We start from the raw sequence: 20,748 nt of genomic DNA, 5'->3' as shown, positions 1-20,748 counted from the left end.
CCAAGTCGGGCGCGACGCGCCCGCAATCTCTCGTTTTCTCGTTAGTCGCCGTCGAGCGTCATCCCCTCGACCACCGCGAACTCCTCGTCCCCGTCGAAGCGGCGGGGGTCGAACGCGTCCGGTATGGACTCCTGACCGTCGCCGAGCACCGCCTCCGCGAGTCGCTCGCCGATTGCCGGTGCCCACATGAAGCCGTGACCGTGCCAGCCGGCGGCGACGTAGACGCCTTCGGCGACCGCGCCGACGAGCGGGTTGCGGTCCGGGGTCGCCCCGCAGAGGCCGGCCCACGCGCGGTCGAGTTCGGGTTCGGCCGACCCGCCTGCCTCCGACTCGTCCATATCGCCGACCGCCGTCCGGTGTCGAACCGCGTCGAGCGCGTCGGCGACGAACCAGTCGTCCGCGGTCGGGTCCCAGTCGTCGGGGTCGGGTTCGACCGGTTCGACGCCGTCGCCGGCGAGGACGCCCGCGGGGTGCGGCCGCAGGTACGACTCCTCTGTCGCGTCGTAGACGGTCGGCCCGCGGTAGTCGCAGTCGGCGACGAGCGCCTGCGCCCGGTACGGTTTGAGCGGGATTGGGTGGCCCGCCTCGGCGAGCAGGCGGCGCGAGTGGACGCCGGCCGCGACGACGACGGCGTCGAAGCGCGCGGTCACCGCGTCGTCGACGGCGACGCCCGGCGGGTCCGCCCGGAGCGACACCGCGTCGCCGACGCGGAACTCGACGCCCGCGGACTCGCACTTCTCGACGAACAGGTCCACGTAGGCCGCGGGGTCGGCCCAGCCGGCGTTCTCGGCGACGCCCGCGAGGAGCACGTCGTCGGTCCGAATCGGGAACCGGCCGGCCAGTTCGTCGGGCGCGACGAGCGACACCGCGCGGTCGTGGACGCGCATTCGTTCGACCGCCTCTTCGAGCGCCGCGGCCGCCGCGTCGTCGCCCTCGCGCGCGAGGAAGACGTACAGCGTCTCGTGGAAGGCGAACCCGCCGTCGCCCGAGAGGCTCCGAAACCGGGCCATCGCGCGGTCGGCGACGGCCACGTCGATGTCCTCGGCGTAGGCGTCGTAGCAGATGCCGGCGGCGCGGCCCGTGGACCCGCTGCCGGGGGCGTCGCGTTCGAACAGCGTGACCCGCGCCCCGCGCTCGGCGAGGTCGAAGGCGGTCGTCAGGCCGACCGCGCCCGCGCCGACGACCGCGACGCGCGCTGATTCGTTCATACCCCGTCTGGGTCGGCGACCGACTTGAATGGCAGTTGCTCGCCGGTCGTTCGAGTGGTCGAGACCCGCGCGGCGCGGTCGCTCAGGATTGTAGAGAGACGGGGTAGGTCGGCCGGCCGTGGCCCGCGTGGAAACCACGTGGGTCCGAAAGGAGCCACCCGACCGTGCCGTCACCTGTCCTCTCCGCCGACCACCTAAAAGGCCTCCGGTGCTCGGCGGTCAGTTCGGAGACGCGGAGAATCCCGGGCGGCGCGCCCGACTCACTCGGCGAACTCGTCGACGCCGCGGGCGGGGTAGCCGACCACGAGGTCGATGCCGGCGTCGCGGAGGCCGTCGATTCGCCGCCGCACGTCCGCCGCGGAGCCGATGAGCGCGTAGTCGCGCGAGGCTTTCAGGAGCACCTCGCGGGCGCGGCCCTCGACCGAGGCGTCGGTCGCGGCGTCGTCGGGGAGCGCGCGAGCGACGGGCCGTCGGCGGGAGACGTACGCGCCGACTGCGTCGAGAATCTCGTCGTCGTCGTCGGTGAGGGCGGTCGGGGCGTAGACCGCGAGTTCGCCGTCGAAGCCGGCCGCCCGGAGCGCCCGAACGTCCCGGCGGGTCGACCGCGAGAGGAGTTCGTACTGGGTGCCGCCGGCGGCGAGGGCGATTCGCTCGATGCCCTCGGTGCCGACCCACGCGTCGGGCGCGCGCTCTCTCGCGGCGCGGAGCCGGGGGGCGACCGCGCGGCCCGCCTCGTCGTCGGTCAGGTACGCGCCGTGACCGGCCACGAGCACCTGTCGAATCCCGTCGGGGAGCCACTCGTACAGCGAGTCGTCGCCGAGCGGGTCGAAGCCGTCGGCGCGGACCGGCGTGGTCAGGCGAACCTCTTTTTCGGCCGCGAGCTCGCGCAGCACGTCCTCGTCGGGGAGTCGCTCGCGGCCCTCGTAGTCGATGGCGACGACGTCGAGCGGGACCGACAGCGCCTCGCGCACGTCGCACTCGGCGGGCTTGAGGGCGACTGCGTCCAGACCGGCTTTCGAGACCGCGCGCTCGGCGGTCAGCATGCTATCACCACAGAAATTTCAGTACCGTCGCGGAACGCGATCCATCGTCTGTGCGACCATGTGAGAACGAGTAGCGCGGAGGAGGCCAAAACCCTGTCGATGACGGCGATGCTGGCCCGTCGCGGCGGCGTTTATATACCGCCTATCGGCCCGGCCGCGACCGGGTCCGAATCGCGTGTCAGTCGGCCTCACCGCGAGAGACCGCCGTGTTCACCCGCGTACCGACACGATTGTATCTAGGACGCAATTCTGAATCCCGATTAGTATTCGAAAACGAATCGTGACAGTCTCAAACGCCCGTTTTCGGTCATTCCCAGTTCTATGGATTCGGAAATCGCGTCGCCGTTATATGGGGTTCGCGGCCGACGGTTTAGATGTAAGGTGAACCGAGATGCCCGCTAACGCACAAATCGAGATGCTGGGGAACAGAATCGACTTCGACTACTCGCGGGGCGTCACGGGCTACGTGCTCGTGTTGACCCGCATCATCACCGGCTACTGGTTCCTCCACGCGGGTTGGGGGAAGCTGACCGGTGAGGCGTTCAGCGCCGCGGGCTACCTCGCGAACGCCCCCGCAGCCTCGCCGCTGCAGGGCTTCTTCGCGTGGGCCGCCGCGACCCCGTGGCTCCTCGACCTCACGAACATCATGGTTCCGTGGGGGGAGTTCCTCATCGGTCTCGGGCTCATCGTGGGCGCGCTCGTCCGGCTCGCCGCCTTCTTCGGCGGCGTCCTGATGGTGTTCTTCTACCTCGGGAACGCCGACTGGGGCCACGGCGTGGTCAACGGCGACCTGTTCGGGCTGATGATGTTCGCCATCGTCGGCGCGCTCGCGGCGGGCCGCATCCTCGGCCTCGACGCCATCATCGAGAAGATGGAGTTCGTCCGACAGCGCCCCGCGCTCAAGTACCTCCTCGGCTGAGGGGGTACCCGGGGGCAGAAAGGGAAGGGAGTTGTCGCGGGGGCGACGACACGCTGACGCCGGTTTGTTTTTCCGAACTGACGCAGACACCGCGAGCGGCCGCGCCGGCGCGCCCGTCGATAGAACGTCTCGCGCTACACCGGGTAGTCGGCGTCGGGGTCGACCACGCGGTCGACCGCCTCGGGGACGCGCCAGTCGGTCGCGAGTTCGAGCAGTTGCACGAGCATCCGCCCGGTCGCGCCCCAGACGGTGTAGCCGTCGACGTGGAAGAAGTGGAGCCGGATCTCGCCGTACTGCGGGTGGTCGCGGCGCTCCGACTCGTAGTTCGCGCGGTCGGTCAGGTCGTCGACCGCGAGGACCGCGATTTCGGCCACCTCGCGCCGGTCGGGTTCGTACTCGCGGTCGGGCACCGTGGCGACGAACGGCGAGACGGCGTAGTCGGTCACGGTGAGGATGTCGTCGAGTCGGCCGTGAAAGGCGACCTCCTCCGGTCGGAGCCCGATTTCCTCGTTGGACTCGCGGAGCGCGGTCGCCCGCAGGTCCGCGTCGCTCGGCTCGCGCCCGCCGCCGGGGAAGCTCATCTGGCCCGGGTGCTCGCCGAGGTGGTCGGCGCGCTTCGTAAACAGGATGTGCGGCCGCTCGTCGCGGAACACGACGGGGGCGATGACGGCCGCCCGTCGGCCCGCGTCGACGGTCACCGGCTCGTGTCGGCTGACGCCCGCGAGGTCCATCGTCACGATTCGTAAAGAGATGCCGCGACTTAGGCCTGCCCCTCCGCGTCCAGCGCGGCGTCGAGGCGGTCTCGAATCGACCCCACGTCGGTGTCGGCCCACGCTTCGAGGTCGTACGTCACGTCGAGCAGGCGGGCGATTTCGTCTTCGTCGCCCGTCTGCACCGCGCTCGCGGCCGCCGCGCGGAGGCGGGATTCGACCTGCGTCGCCAGCTCGTCCCGCGGCACCTCGCGGGTCGGGTAGTCGAGGATGTGCGGCAGGTCCTCCGCCCGGTCGGGGAGCGTCGGAAACGCCATCGGGCCGACGGTCAGGAGTTCCGCGTCCGTCTCGTCGTCCTCGTAGGGGACGAGGTAGTAGGCGTCGACCGCGTCGGAAATCGCGCCCGACAGCGCGTCGCCGTCGGTCTCGCGGCCCTGTTTGAACGCGAGTTCGTCCAGCGCCGTCTCCAGTTCCTCGCGGGTGAGCGCGCCGAAGAGGTCGACGACGCCCGCGAGGTCGTCGTAGGTGGTCTCGGTCATCGTCCCGCCTCCTCCCGCACGTCGTCGAGGTCGGCGCTCGCGGCAGCGAGCACCGCATCGGGCGACAGCGACGTGTCTTTCCACGCCGGGAGCCGCGTGTCCTCGCCGGGCTTCGAGATGGCATCGGCGTAGGTGGCGACCTGCTCGCGCTCGTCTCCGCGGTCGTAGTCGAAGCCGTTGAACGCCGCGTCGGCCGCGTACTGCTCGACCAGCCGGTTCCCCGCCTCGCGGTAGCGCTCTGCGAGCGTGTCGAACTCGACGTCTCCGCCGTGTTCGACGACCGCCCGGAGGAGCGTCCGCCCGACCGACTCGCTCATGTCCGAGAGGCCGGTCGGCCCGCTCACGGAGCGGTGGTCGTGTTCGTACTCGCCGAGGTCGACCTGCGCGCTCCGGTCGAAGCCGGCGTGGGCGAAGGCGTCGCCCAGGGTGCCGACTTCGAGCCCCCACTTCCGCGGCGACCGCATCCGCACCGCGAGGTCCGAGGTGGCCGCGAACTCCCCGGCCAGCGCGTACCGAAACGAGTCGAGATACCGGACGATTGGGGCGTCCGTCTCGACTTCGAGCGCGCGGACGAGCGGGGCGTAAAACAGCCTGAACAGCCGGCCGTAGAGCCGCTCCTCCTCGACGCGGGCGTAGTAGCCCTTCGAGAAGTCGTGGCCGTGCGCCAGCGGGAACAGGAGCCGCGGGACGTACCGCTCGTCGTAGGTCTTCGTGTCCGCGTCGTGGACGACGACGTACTCCTCGCGGGCGGCGCAGCCGAGCGCGAGCCACACGTCGCGGCCCTTGCCGCGCTCGCCGTCGAGACCGTGGGAGTCCAGCAAGTCGGCGACGCGGGGGCCGTCGCACCACAGCACGTCGAGCGGCAGGTCGTACTCGTCGAGCCAGTCGGCGAACGGGGCGACCCGGTCGGCGGGCGCGCGGAGGGGGACGACGACCCGCGCCGGCGAGAGCGACTCCAGCGTCGACAGCACCCGCTCGGCGGCGAGGCCGGCGTACTCCCGCTCCGTCATCGGCACGACCACGGCGGCGCGGTCGGTCGGGGCGTCGGGGACCGAGCCGGCGAGGTCGTGGAGCGTCGTGACCCGCTCTTGTACGTACTCCATCGTGTCGGTCGTGGACCCGGGCGAGCAAAAGTGCGGCGAGAGCCGAACCGGCTGCCGGCTTCGCTCCGAGCGCCCCGACCGGCCCGTTCAGTTCGGGATGCGCCCGGCGCGTTGGAGCGCGATGAGTCCCGTGACGACGACCGCCAGCCCGACGGAGAACCAGAAGAACACCTCGTCGAACGCGTAGCCGACGTCGGTCAGGGTGCCGACCGCGCCCGACCCGCTGGCCTGGAATATCATCATGCCGAACGAGTACACCGAGTAGGCGCTCCCGCGGCTCTCGTCGGGAAGCGTGTCGAGCAGGTAGGCGTCGAGCGCCGGAAACAGGCTGTGGATGACGTAGCCGACGACCGCGGTGACGACGACGAGACCGACGAGGCTGGTCGTCATCGTGAGGACGAACACCGAGAGAACGAACGAGACGAGCACGCCGAGGATGTACGGGATGCGCGGGAGTTTGTCCGCGAGCCGCCCCGAGAGGAAGAACGCGGGCACGCCCGCGCCGAAGACGACCGTCAGCATGTTGCGCGCGGTCGTCGCCGGCAGGCCCTTCGACACCATGTACAGCTCGTAGAAGTTGAACAGGCCCTGCCAGACGAAGCCGGTGAAGCCGAGGATGACGATGCCGGTAAGGATGACCCGCCACTCCGTGCGGGCCGCGCCGAGGAGGTCGCGGTCGGCCGCGCCCGCGTCGGGGAGGTCCGTCGAGCGGGCCGTGACGAACAGCGCGAGCGTCACGACGGCGGCCGCGAGGCCGACGCAGACGAAGACGAGTTGCCACGCCGCGGAGACGAACGGGAGGCGGTCGACGAGGTCGGGGCCGACCGCGAGGACGAGCGTGACGAAGGGGGCGACGCCGACGGCCGCGAGCTGGCTGGCGGTGCCGTGGATGCCCATCGCGCGGCCGACGCGGTCGGGGAACAGCTCGCTCACGAGCGGGTTGGCGGCGACGAAGTACGCGCCCGAGGCGAGGCCCATCGAGACCGCGCCGACCATCAGCGTCTCGACGGTGGTCGCGCTGGCGGTGACGCCCGAGGCGACGACGAGGACGACGCCGGTCCCGAGCACCACCCGATGTCTCGGAACGCGGGTGAGGAGCCAGCCGGTCGGGACGCGGAGGACGGCGCTCCCGAGCCAGACGAGGGTGGCGACGATGCCGACGGTGGCACGGTCGACCCCGAAGAAGAGAATGAACTCCCCGAGAAGCGGTGCGAAGACGACCCGCGCGAGGTTGACGAGAAGCACCATCCCGCAGAGCGTTCCGAAGAGACGGCCACGTGACACGGTCGGAAGCGCGCGCCGCGAGGTGACAACAGTTTCGACTGCACGAGACCGCGGGGCGTCGTACGGGGTGAAAACGGGGATTGTCGTCGGGTTTTTATGTTCGTTGCACAAACGAGAGCGTATGAAGACAACGCGGAAGGGGCTTCGAGACGGGGAGTTGGAAAAAGACACCTACGGACGGTTGACCTGTTCCGAGTGCGGCGAGTCGCTGAAGAAGAAAAACGACCCGGACGAGGTATTTTCGGTCCGCATCTGCGGCGACTGCGGGCGCGAGTGGAAAGAGCTCAGATAGCCGCGAACCGACCGACAGCGGTCGTCCGACGGGACTCGCCGGCCGCTCACTCGAAGACCGAATCGAACGTCCGCGCCCCGAGGGGGTCGAACGTGCCGGCCGCGACGTTCTCCGCGACGTGTTCTACCGACGACGCGCCGACGAGCGCCGCGGTCACGCCGGGCGCGCTCCGCGAGAAGTTGAGCGCCCGCTGGGCCGCCGTGTCGCCGGCGAGCACCGAGTTCACCGACGCCGGAATCTCCGCCGCGAGGTCGCCCTGCGCGAGGCTGGCGCTCGTGAAGGCGTGCAGGCCGTGTTCGTGGGCGTACCAGAGCGCGCTCATCGCCTCGCCCGCGTCGGTGTCGTGGGCCTCGACGGTGAACGCGTCGGCCATCACGACGTTGAACGGGAGCTGAATCGCGTCGAGCGAGTGCTCGTCGTTGCCGACGGTGTCGGCGGCGCGCTCGGCCCGGCGGACGAGTTCGGGGAGCGACAGGTACGCGTCGTGGCCGGGCGCGACGCGGAGGGCCTCCCACGTGGCGACGCCGTAGCGACCGATGTCGTCGGCGGCGACCCGGCGTTCGAGGACCTCGAAGGCGGCCTCGACGCGGTCGTACACCGTCTCGCGGTCGGCGACGGCCAACTGCGTCTCGGGGTTGTGGAGGTAGTAGCAGTCGACGTGGTCCAGCCCCGTCAGGTCGAGCGACCGGTCTACCATCTCGTCGACGAAGGCGGGCGCGATGGTGTGACTTCCGCGGGCGAGTTCGTCCGGGTCGGCGAGGCCCGCGTCGAGGACCGTCTCGCGGACGTACGCGCCGGGGTCGTCGGGGCGCTCGCGGTCGAAGGGGACGAAGCCGGCCTTCGAGGCGACGACGACGGCGTCGCGGTCGACGTCGGCCCCGCGGACCGCGTCCCCGACGACCCGCTCGGAGCGCCCGTGGCGGTAGTTCGACGCCGTGTCGACGAGGTTGACGCCGTGTTCGAGCGCCGAGACGAGCGACTCGCGGTAGCGGTCGTCGACCGCGTCGGTCGGCTCGCCGAGGTAGGTTCCGATGCCGATGCTGGAGACGACGCCGGGACCGAACCGGCGGAAGAAGGTGCGGCCGAAACTGTCGCCGAACCGGTCGCGGTAGGCCCACGTCGCCCGTCCTGTAGCCATGGGCGAGCCTACGGCGGCCGGCCGTTAAGGGCCACCGGTCCGCGTCCGGCGATGGCGGCCCGGTCCGAGGGTCAGATATCGCCCGACAGCGCCTCGAAGATGTGTTCGACGAGTTCGTCGCGGGGGACGGACTCGCCGTTGCCGCCGTCGGTGACGGCGTCGGGCCGGATTATCTGCCCGCCGCCCATCCGGGCGTGGCCGCCGGCGCTCGCCCCGCGGTAGTGGTCGAGGGCGGACTCCAGCGTCCGGCCCATGTGGACCCGGTCGTCGCGGGAGCGCCCCGAGAGGTAGACGTTGCTCTCGCGTTCGCCGCAGACGACCGCCGCGGTGACGCCTTCGAGTTGGATGAGTTCGTCGGCCGCCTGCGGGATGGCGTCGACGTTCGAGATGGTGCCGATGTCGGCGACGGCGAAGGGGCCGCGCACGTCGCGGCCGGCGATGGCGCGGGCCTTCGCCTCCAGCACCTCGCGGGAGACCTCCGGGTTGGCGATGCGGTCGAGGTGGTCCTCGTTGACGCCGGGAAAGAGGAAGCCGGCGGCGTCGAAATCCGCGGCCGAACAGCCCGCAGTGAGGTGTTTCGTGTCCGTGAGAATCCCGTAGACGAGGCCCGTGGCGACCTGCGAAGGGACGGTGTAGGAGGCGTTCACCTCGCTGGCGTGCATGTCCGGCGGGACGGGTTTCGCGCCCACGTCGCGGAAGTACTCGGCGACGATGCTCGAACACGCGCCGTAGTCGGTCCGCACGTCGGTGAACGCCTCGCCGGTCCCGTCGCCGGGGTGGTGGTCGACGACGGCGTATGGGAGGACGCCCTCCGCCCCCGCGAACCCGCGAGGTTCGTTGTGGTCGACGAGGACGACCGCTTCGGCGGCGAGGTCGCTCACGTGGTCGATGGGGTCTAAGTCGAGGTCGAGAACGGTTCGGAACGCGCGATTTTCCTGGTGTCGAATCTGGCCGGCGAACTGGATGGTCGGTGTGGTGCCGACCTGTTCCGCGAGACAGGCCACGCCGATCGCCGCGGCCATGGCGTCGGGGTCCGGGTTCGGGTGCATGAGGACGGCGATCTCGTCGACGCCCTCCAGCGCCTCGGCGAACCGCGTCCCCATCGGCCGCTTGAACCGAATCGCGGCGTAGACGACGAGCGCGAGCGCACCGAGCGCGACGACGACCGCCGCCGCGATCTCGGGGTGGGTGCGCACGAACGAGTCGAGAGACTCGAAGATAGCACCCGTGTCGAACTGCCCCACCGGACCCAGCATACACAACACGACCGAGGCCTACCGTATGAATATTCCCCCTAATCGAGTTATCCTGAGTGACAGAATTTCGGCGGTTCGAACCTGTCGACCGCGGAATACGCTCAGTCGCCGTCCGCTCGGTACGCGTCGATTGCCGCCCGGTAACCCTCCCGATACGTCGGATACGCGAACGAATAGCCGAGTTCGCGGAGGTAGTCGTTCGAACAGCGCTTACTCGTCAGGATGCGGCGACGGGCGGTCTCCGAGAGGTCGCCGTCGGCGAGGCGTTCTTCCTTCGTTCGCTTCGCCGGACGCGGGACGCCGCACTCGTCGGCCAGCCAGTCCGCGAACTCGTGTTTCGAGACGGGTTCGTCGTCGACGACGAGGACGGTGTCGTCGCGGGCGCGGTCGGTTTCGAGGAGGTGGGCGACGACGCCCGCGGCGTCGTCCCGGTGGACCATGTTGAGGTAGCCCGCCGTGACCGGGCCGTTCAGATAGCGGTCGAGTCGGTAGCGGTCGGGGCCGTAGAGCCCGGCGAACCGGGTGACGGTTCCCTCGATTCCCCGCTCTCTGGCGTGCTCGCGGGCGACGCGCTCGGCCTCCGCGAGGACGCGCGTCTTGTCGGTCGTCGGGTCCAGCGGCGTCGACTCGTCGACGAAGTCGCCGCCGTGGTCGCCGTAGACGCCCGTGCTCGACGTGTAGACGAGTCGCTCGGGCGGCGAATCGCGGCCGGCGAACTGGTCGATTGCCGTTCGGAGCCCCTCGACGAAGACGGTGCGGGCGGCGTCGGGCCCGCGACCGCCGGAACTCGCGGCGAAGACGACGTGGTCCACGTCGGGGACCGCCGCCAGCGAGTCGGCGTCGGTCACGTCGGCGCGAACCGCTTCCGCGCCGGTCGCTTCGACGGCGTCGAGACCGTCGTCGGAGCGGCGGACGCCCCACACGTCGTGGCCGTCGGCGACGAGCGTGCGGGCGAGTTCGAGGCCGACGTAGCCGCAGCCGAGGACGGCGACTCTCATCGCTCGTTTCGGACGGCGATGACGTGGTGGATGGCGGCCATCTCGTTCAGCGTGGCGGCGGTGCGGCCCTCGATGGCCTGCTGAATCTCCTGTCCGGAGAGGTCGAGGTCGACCTCGGACGCGAGCGTGTCGACGTCGAGGATGCCGCTCGTCATGCCCATGAGGAGGTGGTCGCGGAACTCCCAGACGATGGCGTCGGCGTCGGGGTTGTCGTCGGCGAGTTCGAGGACGGCGGCGGCCTGTTCGAGCGTGAGGTCCAACACGCCGTTCGAGAGCGCGGCCTCCGAGACGCCGGCGGCCTCGGCGGCCGTCTCCGGTCCTGCGGCGTCGACTGCGCGGCGAATCTCGTCCTCGTAGGCGGCCCGCAACTCGTCGGCCGAGAGGGTTCCGGGCTTCGCGGCGGCGTCGTGCAACATACACGCGGGTTCGGCGTTCCGGCGGCAAAACGGTTGCCACTCGGGTCGTATTGGCGGCTACTCGTCGAGGGGGCAGTCGGCCGCGACAGTACAGCCCGGGCCGCCCGCCCAGCCCTCGGAGCGCTCGTCCGCGTTGCCGTCGATGTCGCCGACACCGACGCCCGACGGCGGGACCGCGACGACGATCGGCGTCCGCACCTCGAACGCGACGCGGTCGCCGCGGCCGACCGTCTCGGCGACGCCGTCGCCGTCCCAGTCGAGGGCGACGGGCGACCCGTCGCGGGCGTACGTGAGCGACTCCGTGTCGCCGCGGGCGTGGACGCGGAACTGCGCGAACTCGCCGGCGACCGCCACGTCCCAGACGTTGACCGTCGCGTACCAGGAACCGGGGACGGGCGCGACCGGCATCCCGGCGGGAACGCGCTTGAACGACGTGTCGAACCGCGAGTCGAGCGTGTCGTTCAGGCGGTCGGCGACCGCGTCCTCGGTGGCGTCCATCGCCGCGTCGGTCGCCACGTCGGCGACGGCCTGCTGACGAGCGGTTCGCGTCGTCTCGACGGTCCGGTTCGTCAGGCGCTGTGGGACCGTCGTCGAGCGGCCGCGTCGGACGGTTCGGAACGCGTCGTCGAGGCGGCGTTCGAGGAGGTCGGCTTCGACGGTTCCCGGAGCGGCTGCCTCGACGGCGATTGCGCGCGCCGCGGAGCCGTTCGTAATCGCCAGCGCCCGGTGAGCCGGGTCGTCCCACGCGCCGAGCGAGCGCTCCAGAATCCGCTGGCGCTCCGTCACGGAGTGGTTGGTGTGTGCGCGAAGCGTGTGCCGGGCGGCCTCCTCCGCGGGGAACGTCGACCGGTCGACCGCGGTTTCGAGCCTGTCGCGGCGGTCGGCGAGCGTCTCGTTCGTTCCGTTCGCGTTTTCGAGCGTCGAGTCGGCCGCGAGGAGCGCGCGGGCCGCGACGCGGAGCGGGACGCGGCGACTCGCGCCGAACACCGGTTCGAGAACGGTGTCGGCGGCGTCGCCGTAGGGGAGCGTAAACAGGTTCGTGTTGCGGGCGACGAGCGGGTGATAGGTGCCGCCGCGGGCGACCGTCGGGACCGCGGAGCCGTCGAGGCCGCCGAGCGAGAGGTACATCGGGTCCGCGTCGGGGACGAATCTGACGCCGCTTTCGTTGGCAGTTCCGTTCGCGCCGTCGGCTCGCGAGTCACCGAGCGCCGCGCGGACGATCTCCTCGGCGCGGACCGCCTCCGAGAGCGACCCGATATTCGCACCCTCGCTCGCGTTGTTGGCCGCGTCGCTCGCCGCCGCGGTCTGGTTCGCCCGGCGGTCGAGCGTCGCCAGCACGCGGTCGAGGTAGGTCGCGCGAACCGCGACGCGCGCCCGGTCCGCGACGCCGTCGTAGGCGGCCGGTGCGCCCACGAGGTCGCGGCGGTCGGCGCGGAGGTCGGCCGCGAGTTCCGCGGCGAGATTCACCTCGCCCGCGGCGACCCGCCGAGCGGACGCCGTCACGCGCCGGTCGCTGACGCGGTCGGCGAGGGCGATGAGGTCCGCGCGAACCCAGCGGTCGAGACCGGACGCCATCGGCGCGCTCGCCTGCTCTGGTTCGGGCGAGTTGCCGGCGACGACGTCACGGGCGATGTCGTCGAAGCCGCCGCGCGTCACGACCATGTCGGCGGCCGCGTCGGCGGCCGCGGCGAAGTTCTCGCCGTCGAGCGCGCCGCCGGGGGAACTCGCGGGGTCGATGGGGCGCACGGGGGCGGAGACGGCGGCCGGGTCGACGACGGCCGCGAGGTCGACGCGCGTCCTCGTCTCCGTCCGCGCTTCGGTCTGGAGCGTCTCGTTGCCCCGACGGAACGTCCGAGTGGTCGTCTCGACCGTCGTCACGATTCGGGAGCCGGCGTCGACGACGACGGTGTCGGCTTCGACCGCCGGCGTTCTCGTCGGGACCGTCTCGGCCGACGACGACGTGTCGGTCGAGATGCTGACGAGCGTCCACCCGCGTCCGGAGTTCTCCGGCGGGTCTTCGGTCCGGGAGAGAACGTCCGTCTCGGCGTCGATTTCGACCGCGGCGCGGTGGGCGTCCGCGACCACGTCGTCGTAGGCCGGCGCGTCGCCGCGGCCGTCGAGGAGGCCGACCAGCGCGTGGTCGGCGGCGGAGCCGACGGAGGCGTTGATGGTCCGGTTCGTCGGTATCTCGCTCGCGGCCGACGCCGCGTCCGGGTTCGGCGCGGGAAGCGCGTTCGCCAGTTCGGGCGCGGCCGGTGCGCCGGTCTGCGAGAGCAGGCTCTTGGCACCGGTTTTGACGGCGGCGCGACCGGTCGCGCCGCGGGCGTCGGCGTCTGTCGCCCCGAACGCCTGCCGTTCGGCGAGGAGGACGCCGGCGTTCGTCGCCAGCGCGGCGTGGTCGTTCGAGACGACGTTGTCCACGGGCGCGCCGGCGTACTGGCTCCAGCCGCGGGTCCACGCCGAGGCCCACAGCGCGGTCGTCACCGTCGCGTCGAGCGTCCCGCCGTCCAGCGCGTTCGCGTCGAGGCGGCGCTCGAACGCCTCGGTCCGGTCGTGGAGCGCGAGGACGGGCGTCCGGACGCCGACCGTCGCGGTGACGGACTCGGCGGCGACGGTGCGGCCGCCGCGGGCGACTTCGACCGAGACGTTCTCGACCGTCGCGACGAGGACGGTCCCGTTCTCGCGGCTCGAAATAGAGACGCGGTCCATCGCGTCGCGGAGGGTCGACTCGTTCGTCGGTCGCGGCAGGGTCGCTGTCGCGTTCACGTCGCCGCGGGCGACCGAGACGGCGCGGAGTCGCTCGGTCGCGGCCAGCGCGATGCGAAGCCGGAGATAGTCGCGGAAGGGGCGCTCGTCGGAGAGCAGGCGTCCGACGGTCGTGTTCGCGGGCGAGGTGACGGGGTTCGCCGCGGCCGCGCGAGCCGCGTCGCCGACGGCCGCGCGGATAGCGGCGTCGGATTGCGCAGTTGCGCGGTCCATCGCGTCGTCGACGCGGCGGTCGGCCACGGGGTCGTGGCCGGCGAGCGCGCCGGAGAACGTCGCGCTCCCGACGAGCAGTAACACGCCGAGCAGGGCGAAGGGAACCCGGCCCCGGTCGTCGTCGGCGAGTCTCACGGCGACCACGTCCTGACGACGACGGTGACGCGCCCCACTGAGACCGCCTCGGCGGCGGCGCGCGGGGTGTCGTACCGGTCGCGCATCGTCTCGGCGAACCGCGGGTTCAGCGCCGCCGCGAGGTCGGCGTTGGCGGCGCGGGTCTCCTCGCGGGCGACCTCGGGCACGACGGAGGCCCCCGCCAGCGCGCCGGTCCGCTCGTACCGATGGGCCATCAGCGTCGACACCGGCTCGTCGCCGCGGAGCGCGAGCCGGGCGAGCGCCGGCGGGAACAGCCCGGCGACGGTCCGGTTTGCGACGAGCCGAGCGACGGCGTCGAAGCCGTCATCGCTTGCGGCGAGCGCGTCTTCCCGGGCGGCGGGGAACCCGCTCGGCACGTCGAGCGTCGCGGAGTGAACCGTCGCCGAGGACGGCGGCGCGGGACCGAGGGTGTCGTTCGCACGGACCGACGAGCCGGGAAACGGCGTCCACGAGACGGCGACCGAGACGCCGCGGGTCGGGAGTTCGGAGGCGACGCGGGCGGCGGTCCGCTTCCGGAAGTCGTCGCGGGCGCGGGTCACGCGAGCGCCGTCAATGGTGACCGCGCCGAGCGTCGCGCGGGCGAGGAGTCCGGCGAGACTGCCGTGGGCGGTCCGTTCGAGTTCGCGCGGGTCGACGCCGTCGGCATCGAGCAACGACGCGTCGGCCGCGTCGACGCCGGGGGCGAGCGAGTAGTCGATCGTCGCGGTGCTCGTCGCCAGCGACGAGGCGACCCCGTCGGCGTCGACCGCGGCATCGCCGCCGAGGCCGGTGTCAGCGCCGGCGTCCGCGGTGACGACGAGGCCGATGCTCGCGCTCACGAGCAGCAGACACACCGTCACGTCGAAGACGAGGTCGGTCATCGCCACACCTCGACGCGGAGCGTTCCGAAGCGGACGCGTCCGGGTTCGGCGCGGACGGTGACCCGCGTCGAGTCGGCGTCGGCGTCGGCGGGCGCGTCGGGGCCGACGGCGCGGCGGTCGTCGTCGACCGCGACGACGACGCGACAGGAAAAGCCGTCCGGGCAGGCGTCGCGGGCGTCCGAGAGCCGCGAGGCGACGACGACGCCCGAGTCGTCCGCGAGGGCGGACTCGACGTTCGACAGCGTGGCGGGCGCGAGGTCGCGGTCGGCGGTCGGCAACGAGTCATCGAGCACCGTCGCGTAGCACGAAATCGCCGCGCAGACGACGAACAGCGCGGTGAGCGCGGCGACGGGCGAGGTCTGTGCCCTACGCCGAGACGACGGTGACATCCGTTCCCTCCCAGTTGACGTGGCGGACGACGAGCAGTTCGCTGGCGGGCCGCCACGAGGCGTCCCGGTCGCGTGCGGTCTCGGCCGCGGCGGCGAACGCGGCGGGCGAGTCGAAGACGGCGCTCGGCGGTGTGCCGGCGGCGACCGACCCGAGTCGGGAGTCGGGCGACGCCGGCGTGACCGGGCCGAATCCGAACGTGGCGTGCGCCGCGCCGCCGTCGTTTCGGAGTCCGATGCGGCGCGGGCCGACGCGGACGGCGTCGGCGTCGAGGTCGTGTTCGGCGGTCGCGTCGTAGTCGGCGACGGCAACGGTGTCGACGGCGTCGGCGACTCCCGAAGCGTCGGGCGCGGGCGTGGTCGGAAGCCCGGCGACCGTCCCGACGAGGACGGTCGCGGCCACCGAGAGCGCGGCCCACGTGTAGAGCGTATCGAGCGGTGCGTCGAGCATAGACCGGGGTGGTCCCGTCCGAGTATATAAACCTCAGCACGAGACGACGACGGGAGCGGGGGTGGTGGCGAGCGCCGCGAGGACCGCGACTCAGACGAGCGTTCCCGCGGCGGCGAACGCGACGGCGAACGTCGCCGTCGCCGACGCGAGCGCGCGGCCGACGCGGGAGGCCACGAGGTGACGGTCGAGACCGTGTTCGACGCCCACCGAGAGCGTCGTCAGGATGACCGCCGAGAGGAGGACATACGCGCCGACGGCCAGTCCGAGGTCGGCGGTCGAAAGCGGCGTCGCGACGGCCGTCTGGTCGAGCGTCTTCGCGGGGGCCATCCCGTCGGCGAGCGCGACCGTCGCGCCGGCGACGAGCGGGCCGAAGACGGCGGCCGTGTTCGACAGCGTCTCCGTGACCGACGCGAGTTCGCGACGGGCCTCGGCGTCGAGTCGGGAGAGCGCCGAGAGCTGGTCGGCCATCGAGACGATGGCGCGACCGGCGGGGCGGCCCTCGCTGGCGGCGAGGCCGAGGAGCGTCGCAACGCCAGCGACGCGTCGGCTCGGCGTCGATTCGAGGACGCCGTACTCGCCGCGGAACGACTCGGCGACGCCCACGCGGAGGCGGCGTTGGACGCCGACGGCCTCGTCCAGCAGGTCGCCGGTCTCGCCGGGGACCGAGGTCGCCGCGCGGGCGAGCGCGGATTCGACGGCTTCGCCCTCGCCGACGGCGCGGCCGACGAGGTAGAGCGCGTCGGGGAGACCGTCTTCGACCGCGCGGACGCGCGCTCTGAGCGCCACGACCGGACGGGCCGCGACGAACAGCGCGGTCCCGGTTCCGAGCCCGACGGCGGCCAGCGGCGCGAGCCACGGCGCGACGAGCGCGTCGACGGCGACGAAGCCGACGACGCCGACGACCGCGCCGCCGGCGACGCCGAGCAGTCGGTGGTCGTCGACCGCGGGGTGGGAGGCGTCGACCGAGAGCGGCGCGAACGCGACCGGCCGCCGGACGAGCACCCAGCCGACCGCGGCGAGGAGGCAGACGGGAAGCACCGCATCGTAGACGAACGCGACGTGCGCGGCGGTGACGCCGACGCCGGCGACGCCGGCGGCGGGGAGCGCGCCGACGAGCGCGAGCGGGAGCAGGACGCCGAAGGCGTAGACCGCCGTCACCGGTCCGCGGACGGAGCCGACGAAGTCGGCGAGGCGGTCGCGGGTCCCCTCGCGGACGACCTCGTGCGCGCGGTCGAGCGCCCGGTCGCGCTCGCCGGCGGGAACGTCCGCGGCGGTCTGTAAGAGCGCGGTCGAGCGGTCGAGCGCCGGGAACCACGCGCGCCACGCGTCGGCGAACTCCGAAAGCCCCGCGGTCGGCGTCCCGCGGGCCCGGTCGGCGTGCGCGGCGAGCGAGGCCGAAAGCGGGTCGTCGCCGCCGCGCGCGGCGAACGCGCTGGCCCGCTCGACCGAGGGCTCGATTCGCATCCGAAGCGCGATGCGACCGACGAGTTCCGGCGCGTTCCCGAGCGCCCGCGTCCGGCGGAGCGTCGCCAGCCAGACGGGGAGCGTGTGAACCGCGTGGGTCGCGCCGAGCGCGGCCGCGAGCGCGACGAAGACGACCGTGACGGTCGGGAGCCGAGCGACGAGGGCGACGAGTCCGCCGAGCAGTCCGGCGGGGAGCGCCGCGCCGTAGCCCGCGGCGACGACCGTCTCGGAGGGGAGGTCCGAGTCGAGAAACGCCAGCGAGCGGCGGAGCTCGTCGCTCGGCTCGGCGTCGATGGAGTCGGGCGAGAGCCGCGCGAGCGTCGTCGCGGCCGCGTGGGCCAACCGGGACGCATCGGAGTCCGCGCCCGCGCTCGTGGCCGTGTCCGGGCTCAGCATCCCGAACCACGCTCCGCGCGGGCCGCGGCGAGGTCGTCTGGCGTCGTCCGTTCCGTCTCGGCGAGCGAGGCGAGGTGGGCGGCGCGGGCGTCGAGCGCGTCGAGCACGTCCGCGTACGACTCGCCGGGGCGTGCGAGCGACTCGACCGCGAGTCTGTCGCCGCGCGCGACCGACCCCGTCGGTTCGAGCGCGCGCCCGTCGTGTTCGAACAGCGTCTCGAACGCCGCGTCGTCGCCGACGGGGCGGACCTCCTCGACTCGGGCGACGCGGTGTGCGTCCGCGTGCTCGCAAGTGACGACGAGGTCGGTGGCGGCGAACGACGACGCCGGAACGTCGAGGTCGGAGACGACGCGCTCGCGCACGTCGGCGGCTCCGTCGCCGTGGATGGTTCCGAGGACCGCGTTGGCGTTCGCGCCGACGCGCATCGCCTCGTAGAGGACGGCGGCCTCCTCGCCCCGGACTTCGCCGAGCGCGAGCGCGCCGTCGCCAAGACGGAGCGCCGCGTGGAGCGCCTCCTGCGGCGTCGGCTCCGGGCCGCCGGTCGTGTCAGTCCGGAGCGTCTGCACGTCGCGGTCGGCGTCCAGCAGGCTCGACGCCGGGAGCTCCGGCGTGTCCTCGATGAGCACGGTTCGAACGTCGCGCGGGAGTTCCCACAGGAGCGAGCCGAGAAACGTCGTCTTGCCGGCTCCGCGAGAGCCGGCGACGAGGACCGACGCGCCGCGTTCGACCGCGAGCGAGCAGAGCGCCGCGGCGTCGGCCGACAGCGTCCCGTTGGCGACGAGCGCGGGAAGCGTCAGCGGCGTCTCGTCGTGGCGGCGGAACGCGAAGCCCAGCCCGTCGCTGGCGGGCGCGGTCACGCCCGCGACCCGGACGTTCGCGCCGCCGGCCTCGACCACGGTGTCGAGCGTCGGGTCGGCGCGGGAGAACGACGCGCCGCTCACGCGGCGCAGGCGGGAGGCGAGCGACTCCGCGCCGCCGGGCGCGAGGCGGACGTTCGTCGGCATCGAGACGCCGTCCGCGACGACGCGAATCGGGTTCTCCTCGGCGGGCGTCGAGACGTACACGTCCGAGACCGCGGGGTCCGAAAACAGGTCGTCGAGGACGCCGTTGCCCGCGGTGTGCTTCGCCAGAACCGCCGCGAGCGTCTCGACCGGGTCGTCCGCGTCCGCGACGAGTCGGACGGCGCGGCCCGGCGCGCGGGGGCCGGCGTCGACGGTGCCGCGGGCGAGTCGGTCGTGGGCGGCTTCGAGCGTCCGTGCGGCGCGGCCGTCGAGCGTCGATTCGGGCGGCGTGAGGTGGTAGACTGGCCCGCGCGGGCGGTCGTACCGGCGGGCGACCGCACCGGTGTCGAGGTCGGTCGCCGCGACGAGTCGCCCATCTGCGGGCGGACGGGGGTCGACGCGGGACCGCGCGAGCGTCGGCCCGACGACCGCTCGGAGCGCGTCGCCGTAGTCGGCGCTTCTTGACGCGCCCTCCGCGAGCCCGGTTTCGACGGCCGCGCGGCGGACCGGTCCGGCGCGACCCGTCGCCTCGTGGGCGGCTCCGAGCGGGTCCTCGCGGGCGCGGTCGGCGAGGCGGTCGTCGCGGAAGCGGACGCGTTCCGCGAACCGGCCGGCGGCGACGAGCAGGCCGGTCGCGTCGGCGTCGTACCGGCGTTCGAGTCCGTCGGCGCGGACGACGAGTCGGTCGGCGTCGCGGGTTTCGAGCGCCTCGACGACTGTCGCGCGACAGGCCGCCGAGGTCGAAAGCGACCCGCGGTGCGGGCAGCCGCCGGCGTCGACCGCGAGCGTCACGGTGTCGTCGTCGGGGCGGTCGGTGGGCGTCGAAAAGGCGGGTTCACAGCCGCAGTCGGCGGACGAACTGCGGGACGCGTCCCGAGCGCCGGTCGCGTCTGCGAGTCGGTCGCCGAGCGCGTCGGGGAGCGCCGCGGCGACGGTTTCGGAGAGAGAGTCGATAGACGGTGAGTCGAGGGGCATACGGGGTCGTGGCCCCGTCCGGGTATTTGAACCTACGCCGCCGACGAGTTGGCCGTTGCGGGGGCGATGACGACGACCGAACCGCCCGAATCGGCTTCGAGCGTCAGTCTGAGGCGGTGTTCGCCCGGTCCGAGGACGAGTCGGTCGCCGACGACGCGAGTCCGCGGACCGCCGACGCGGCGGACGACGGTCGGGCCGGTGGCGACGCTCGCCGACAGTTCGACGCCGTCGCCGCCGCGAACCGCGAGTTCGGAGACGCCCGCAGCCCGCCACGACCCGGAGGGAACGTCGAGGACGACGCGCCGCCGCGCGCCCGCGACGCCGGCCGGCGTCGGGTCTTCCTCGGCCGCGAGCGCCGTCGCGGCGTGCGCGATGTCGTCGGCCATCGTGCCGATTTTCACGGTCGTCGCGTCCGCCCGGGCCGCGTCGGCCGCCGGGAAGACGACGCCCGCGATAGCGACTGCGAGGAGACACGCGAGGACGACGCGAATCACAGCGCGTCGCGGAGGCGAGCGGCCAGTCCGCGGTCGGTGGGGTCGTCACGGGAGTCGGCGGTGCGAGAGTCGGCGGCGCACGAATCAGTGGGGCGAGAGTCGGCGACGCCTGAGTCGGGAGCGACGCGGGCGGTGGTACCGGTCCCCTCGGCGCGCCGGGAGTCACCGCCGTCTCCGTCGGCGGACCGAGCGGCGGGGGACGTCGTCGCGTCCGTGGCGAGCGCGTCGGCCGTGCGGTCCGCCGCGGGCGACGCCGTCTCGTCGACGAGTTCCGATTCGAGCGACTCGGCCTTGGCGAGCGCGGCGTTCGCCCGGCGCTCGACGTCCTCGTTTACCGCGCGGACCCCGCCGAGGTAGCCGCGCATCGCCTGCGTCGCGGCGTCCATCTCGTCGAGGCGCTCGGTGAGCGACTCGACCGCCGATTCGAGGTCGGCGACCCGGCGCTCGACGGCCGCGAGGTCTTCGAGCGACGAGAAGTCGGCGTCGCCGTCGGTGATGGTGCGTTCGACCGCGTCGAGTCGCGCGGCGAGGTCGGCGGTGCGGTCCGTCGCGGGCGGAGCGCTGGAGGCGGGCGAAGCGAGCTCGGCGTCGGCAGCGGCGTCGGGGCGAGTCGGGTCGGTCGTCATGGGCCGGCGTGGTCCCGCCATCCGTGATAAAGCTCCGGGGCGAGGACCGGTTCG

20 protein-coding genes are annotated in these 20,748 nt (G+C 72.7%); 2 read left to right on the top strand and 18 right to left on the bottom strand.

Features of this window, described 5'->3' with window-relative positions; all coding sequences use genetic code 11:
* Nucleotides 1-41: 41 nt before the first annotated feature.
* Nucleotides 42-1,208 carry an FAD-binding oxidoreductase gene (locus FY251_RS00815; protein ID WP_148413036.1) on the bottom strand — a complete coding sequence of 389 codons (1,167 nt, stop codon included), beginning with the start codon at nt 1,206-1,208 and terminating at the stop codon, nt 42-44.
* A 260-nt stretch (nt 1,209-1,468) separates the two neighbouring features.
* The gene (locus FY251_RS00810; RefSeq protein WP_148413035.1) at nt 1,469-2,251 is read right to left on the bottom strand and encodes a luciferase; all 783 of its coding nucleotides are present in this window, start codon (nt 2,249-2,251) and stop codon (nt 1,469-1,471) included.
* A 430-nt stretch (nt 2,252-2,681) separates the two neighbouring features.
* On the opposite strand from FY251_RS00810, the gene FY251_RS00805 reads away from it, so the two are divergent.
* Nucleotides 2,682-3,170 carry a DoxX family protein gene (locus tag FY251_RS00805; RefSeq protein ID WP_148413582.1) on the top strand — a complete coding sequence of 163 codons (489 nt, stop codon included), beginning with the start codon at nt 2,682-2,684 and terminating at the stop codon, nt 3,168-3,170.
* A 134-nt stretch (nt 3,171-3,304) separates the two neighbouring features.
* Here the strand turns inward: FY251_RS00805 and FY251_RS00800 are convergent, their stop codons facing one another.
* The 4 genes from FY251_RS00800 to FY251_RS00785 all read right to left on the bottom strand — a co-directional run bounded on the left by FY251_RS00800 (nt 3,305) and on the right by FY251_RS00785 (nt 6,770).
* Nucleotides 3,305-3,901: a CoA pyrophosphatase gene (locus FY251_RS00800; RefSeq protein WP_148413034.1), complete on the bottom strand. Its 597-nt coding sequence runs from the start codon at nt 3,899-3,901 to the stop codon at nt 3,305-3,307.
* A gap of 29 nt (nt 3,902-3,930) precedes the next feature.
* Nucleotides 3,931-4,419 (bottom strand): hypothetical protein, encoded by a 489-nt coding sequence (locus FY251_RS00795; RefSeq protein WP_148413033.1) that lies wholly within the window; start codon nt 4,417-4,419, stop codon nt 3,931-3,933.
* The gene (locus tag FY251_RS00790) at nt 4,416-5,522 is read right to left on the bottom strand and encodes a glycosyl transferase family 2 (protein ID WP_148413032.1); all 1,107 of its coding nucleotides are present in this window, start codon (nt 5,520-5,522) and stop codon (nt 4,416-4,418) included. The genes FY251_RS00795 and FY251_RS00790 overlap by 4 nt, the downstream gene beginning before the upstream one ends.
* Before the next feature lie 87 nt (nt 5,523-5,609).
* On the bottom strand, nt 5,610-6,770 hold the full coding sequence (locus FY251_RS00785) for an MFS transporter (protein ID WP_148413581.1): 1,161 nt from the start codon (nt 6,768-6,770) through the stop codon (nt 5,610-5,612).
* A 157-nt stretch (nt 6,771-6,927) separates the two neighbouring features.
* On the opposite strand from FY251_RS00785, the gene FY251_RS22350 reads away from it, so the two are divergent.
* Nucleotides 6,928-7,098: an HVO_0758 family zinc finger protein gene (locus FY251_RS22350; protein ID WP_187367308.1), complete on the top strand. Its 171-nt coding sequence runs from the start codon at nt 6,928-6,930 to the stop codon at nt 7,096-7,098.
* Nucleotides 7,099-7,144: 46 nt separating this feature from the next.
* Here the strand turns inward: FY251_RS22350 and FY251_RS00780 are convergent, their stop codons facing one another.
* The 12 genes from FY251_RS00780 to FY251_RS00725 all read right to left on the bottom strand — a co-directional run bounded on the left by FY251_RS00780 (nt 7,145) and on the right by FY251_RS00725 (nt 20,694).
* Entirely contained in the window at nt 7,145-8,236 is a 1,092-nt protein-coding gene (locus FY251_RS00780) for an aldo/keto reductase (protein ID WP_148413031.1), read from the bottom strand.
* Nucleotides 8,237-8,307: 71 nt separating this feature from the next.
* Nucleotides 8,308-9,492, bottom strand: a complete 1,185-nt coding sequence (locus FY251_RS00775) for a bifunctional oligoribonuclease/PAP phosphatase NrnA (RefSeq protein WP_148413030.1) — start codon at nt 9,490-9,492, stop codon at nt 8,308-8,310.
* A gap of 101 nt (nt 9,493-9,593) precedes the next feature.
* The gene (locus FY251_RS00770; RefSeq protein WP_148413029.1) at nt 9,594-10,490 is read right to left on the bottom strand and encodes an SDR family oxidoreductase; all 897 of its coding nucleotides are present in this window, start codon (nt 10,488-10,490) and stop codon (nt 9,594-9,596) included.
* Nucleotides 10,487-10,906, bottom strand: a complete 420-nt coding sequence (locus FY251_RS00765) for a DUF5791 family protein (RefSeq protein ID WP_148413028.1) — start codon at nt 10,904-10,906, stop codon at nt 10,487-10,489. Before FY251_RS00765 ends, FY251_RS00770 begins: the two co-directional genes overlap by 4 nt.
* A gap of 57 nt (nt 10,907-10,963) precedes the next feature.
* Nucleotides 10,964-14,029 carry a hypothetical protein gene (locus FY251_RS00760; protein WP_148413027.1) on the bottom strand — a complete coding sequence of 1,022 codons (3,066 nt, stop codon included), beginning with the start codon at nt 14,027-14,029 and terminating at the stop codon, nt 10,964-10,966.
* Nucleotides 14,017-14,901, bottom strand: coding sequence for a hypothetical protein (locus tag FY251_RS00755; protein ID WP_148413026.1), 885 nt, complete (start codon nt 14,899-14,901; stop codon nt 14,017-14,019). The genes FY251_RS00760 and FY251_RS00755 overlap by 13 nt, the downstream gene beginning before the upstream one ends.
* Entirely contained in the window at nt 14,898-15,290 is a 393-nt protein-coding gene (locus FY251_RS00750; RefSeq protein ID WP_148413025.1) for a hypothetical protein, read from the bottom strand. Before FY251_RS00750 ends, FY251_RS00755 begins: the two co-directional genes overlap by 4 nt.
* Nucleotides 15,268-15,738 (bottom strand): hypothetical protein, encoded by a 471-nt coding sequence (locus FY251_RS00745; RefSeq protein WP_148413024.1) that lies wholly within the window; start codon nt 15,736-15,738, stop codon nt 15,268-15,270. The genes FY251_RS00750 and FY251_RS00745 overlap by 23 nt, the downstream gene beginning before the upstream one ends.
* 90 nt (nt 15,739-15,828) lie before the next feature.
* Nucleotides 15,829-17,598, bottom strand: coding sequence for a pilus assembly protein (locus FY251_RS00740; RefSeq protein WP_148413023.1), 1,770 nt, complete (start codon nt 17,596-17,598; stop codon nt 15,829-15,831).
* Entirely contained in the window at nt 17,592-19,574 is a 1,983-nt protein-coding gene (locus FY251_RS00735) for an ATPase, T2SS/T4P/T4SS family (RefSeq protein WP_148413022.1), read from the bottom strand. Before FY251_RS00735 ends, FY251_RS00740 begins: the two co-directional genes overlap by 7 nt.
* Nucleotides 19,575-19,606: 32 nt before the next feature.
* Complete coding sequence (locus FY251_RS00730) at nt 19,607-20,068, bottom strand: hypothetical protein (protein ID WP_148413021.1); 462 nt, start codon at nt 20,066-20,068, stop codon at nt 19,607-19,609.
* Nucleotides 20,065-20,694, bottom strand: coding sequence for a hypothetical protein (locus FY251_RS00725; RefSeq protein ID WP_148413020.1), 630 nt, complete (start codon nt 20,692-20,694; stop codon nt 20,065-20,067). Before FY251_RS00725 ends, FY251_RS00730 begins: the two co-directional genes overlap by 4 nt.
* Between the last annotated feature and the right edge of the window lie 54 nt (nt 20,695-20,748).

Origin of the sequence: Haloferax sp. KTX1, from assembly GCF_902410085.1 — an archaeon.
In the GTDB taxonomy this organism is placed as follows: domain Archaea; phylum Halobacteriota; class Halobacteria; order Halobacteriales; family Haloferacaceae; genus Haloferax; species Haloferax massiliensis.
This window is presented reverse-complemented; position numbering and strand designations above follow the sequence as displayed.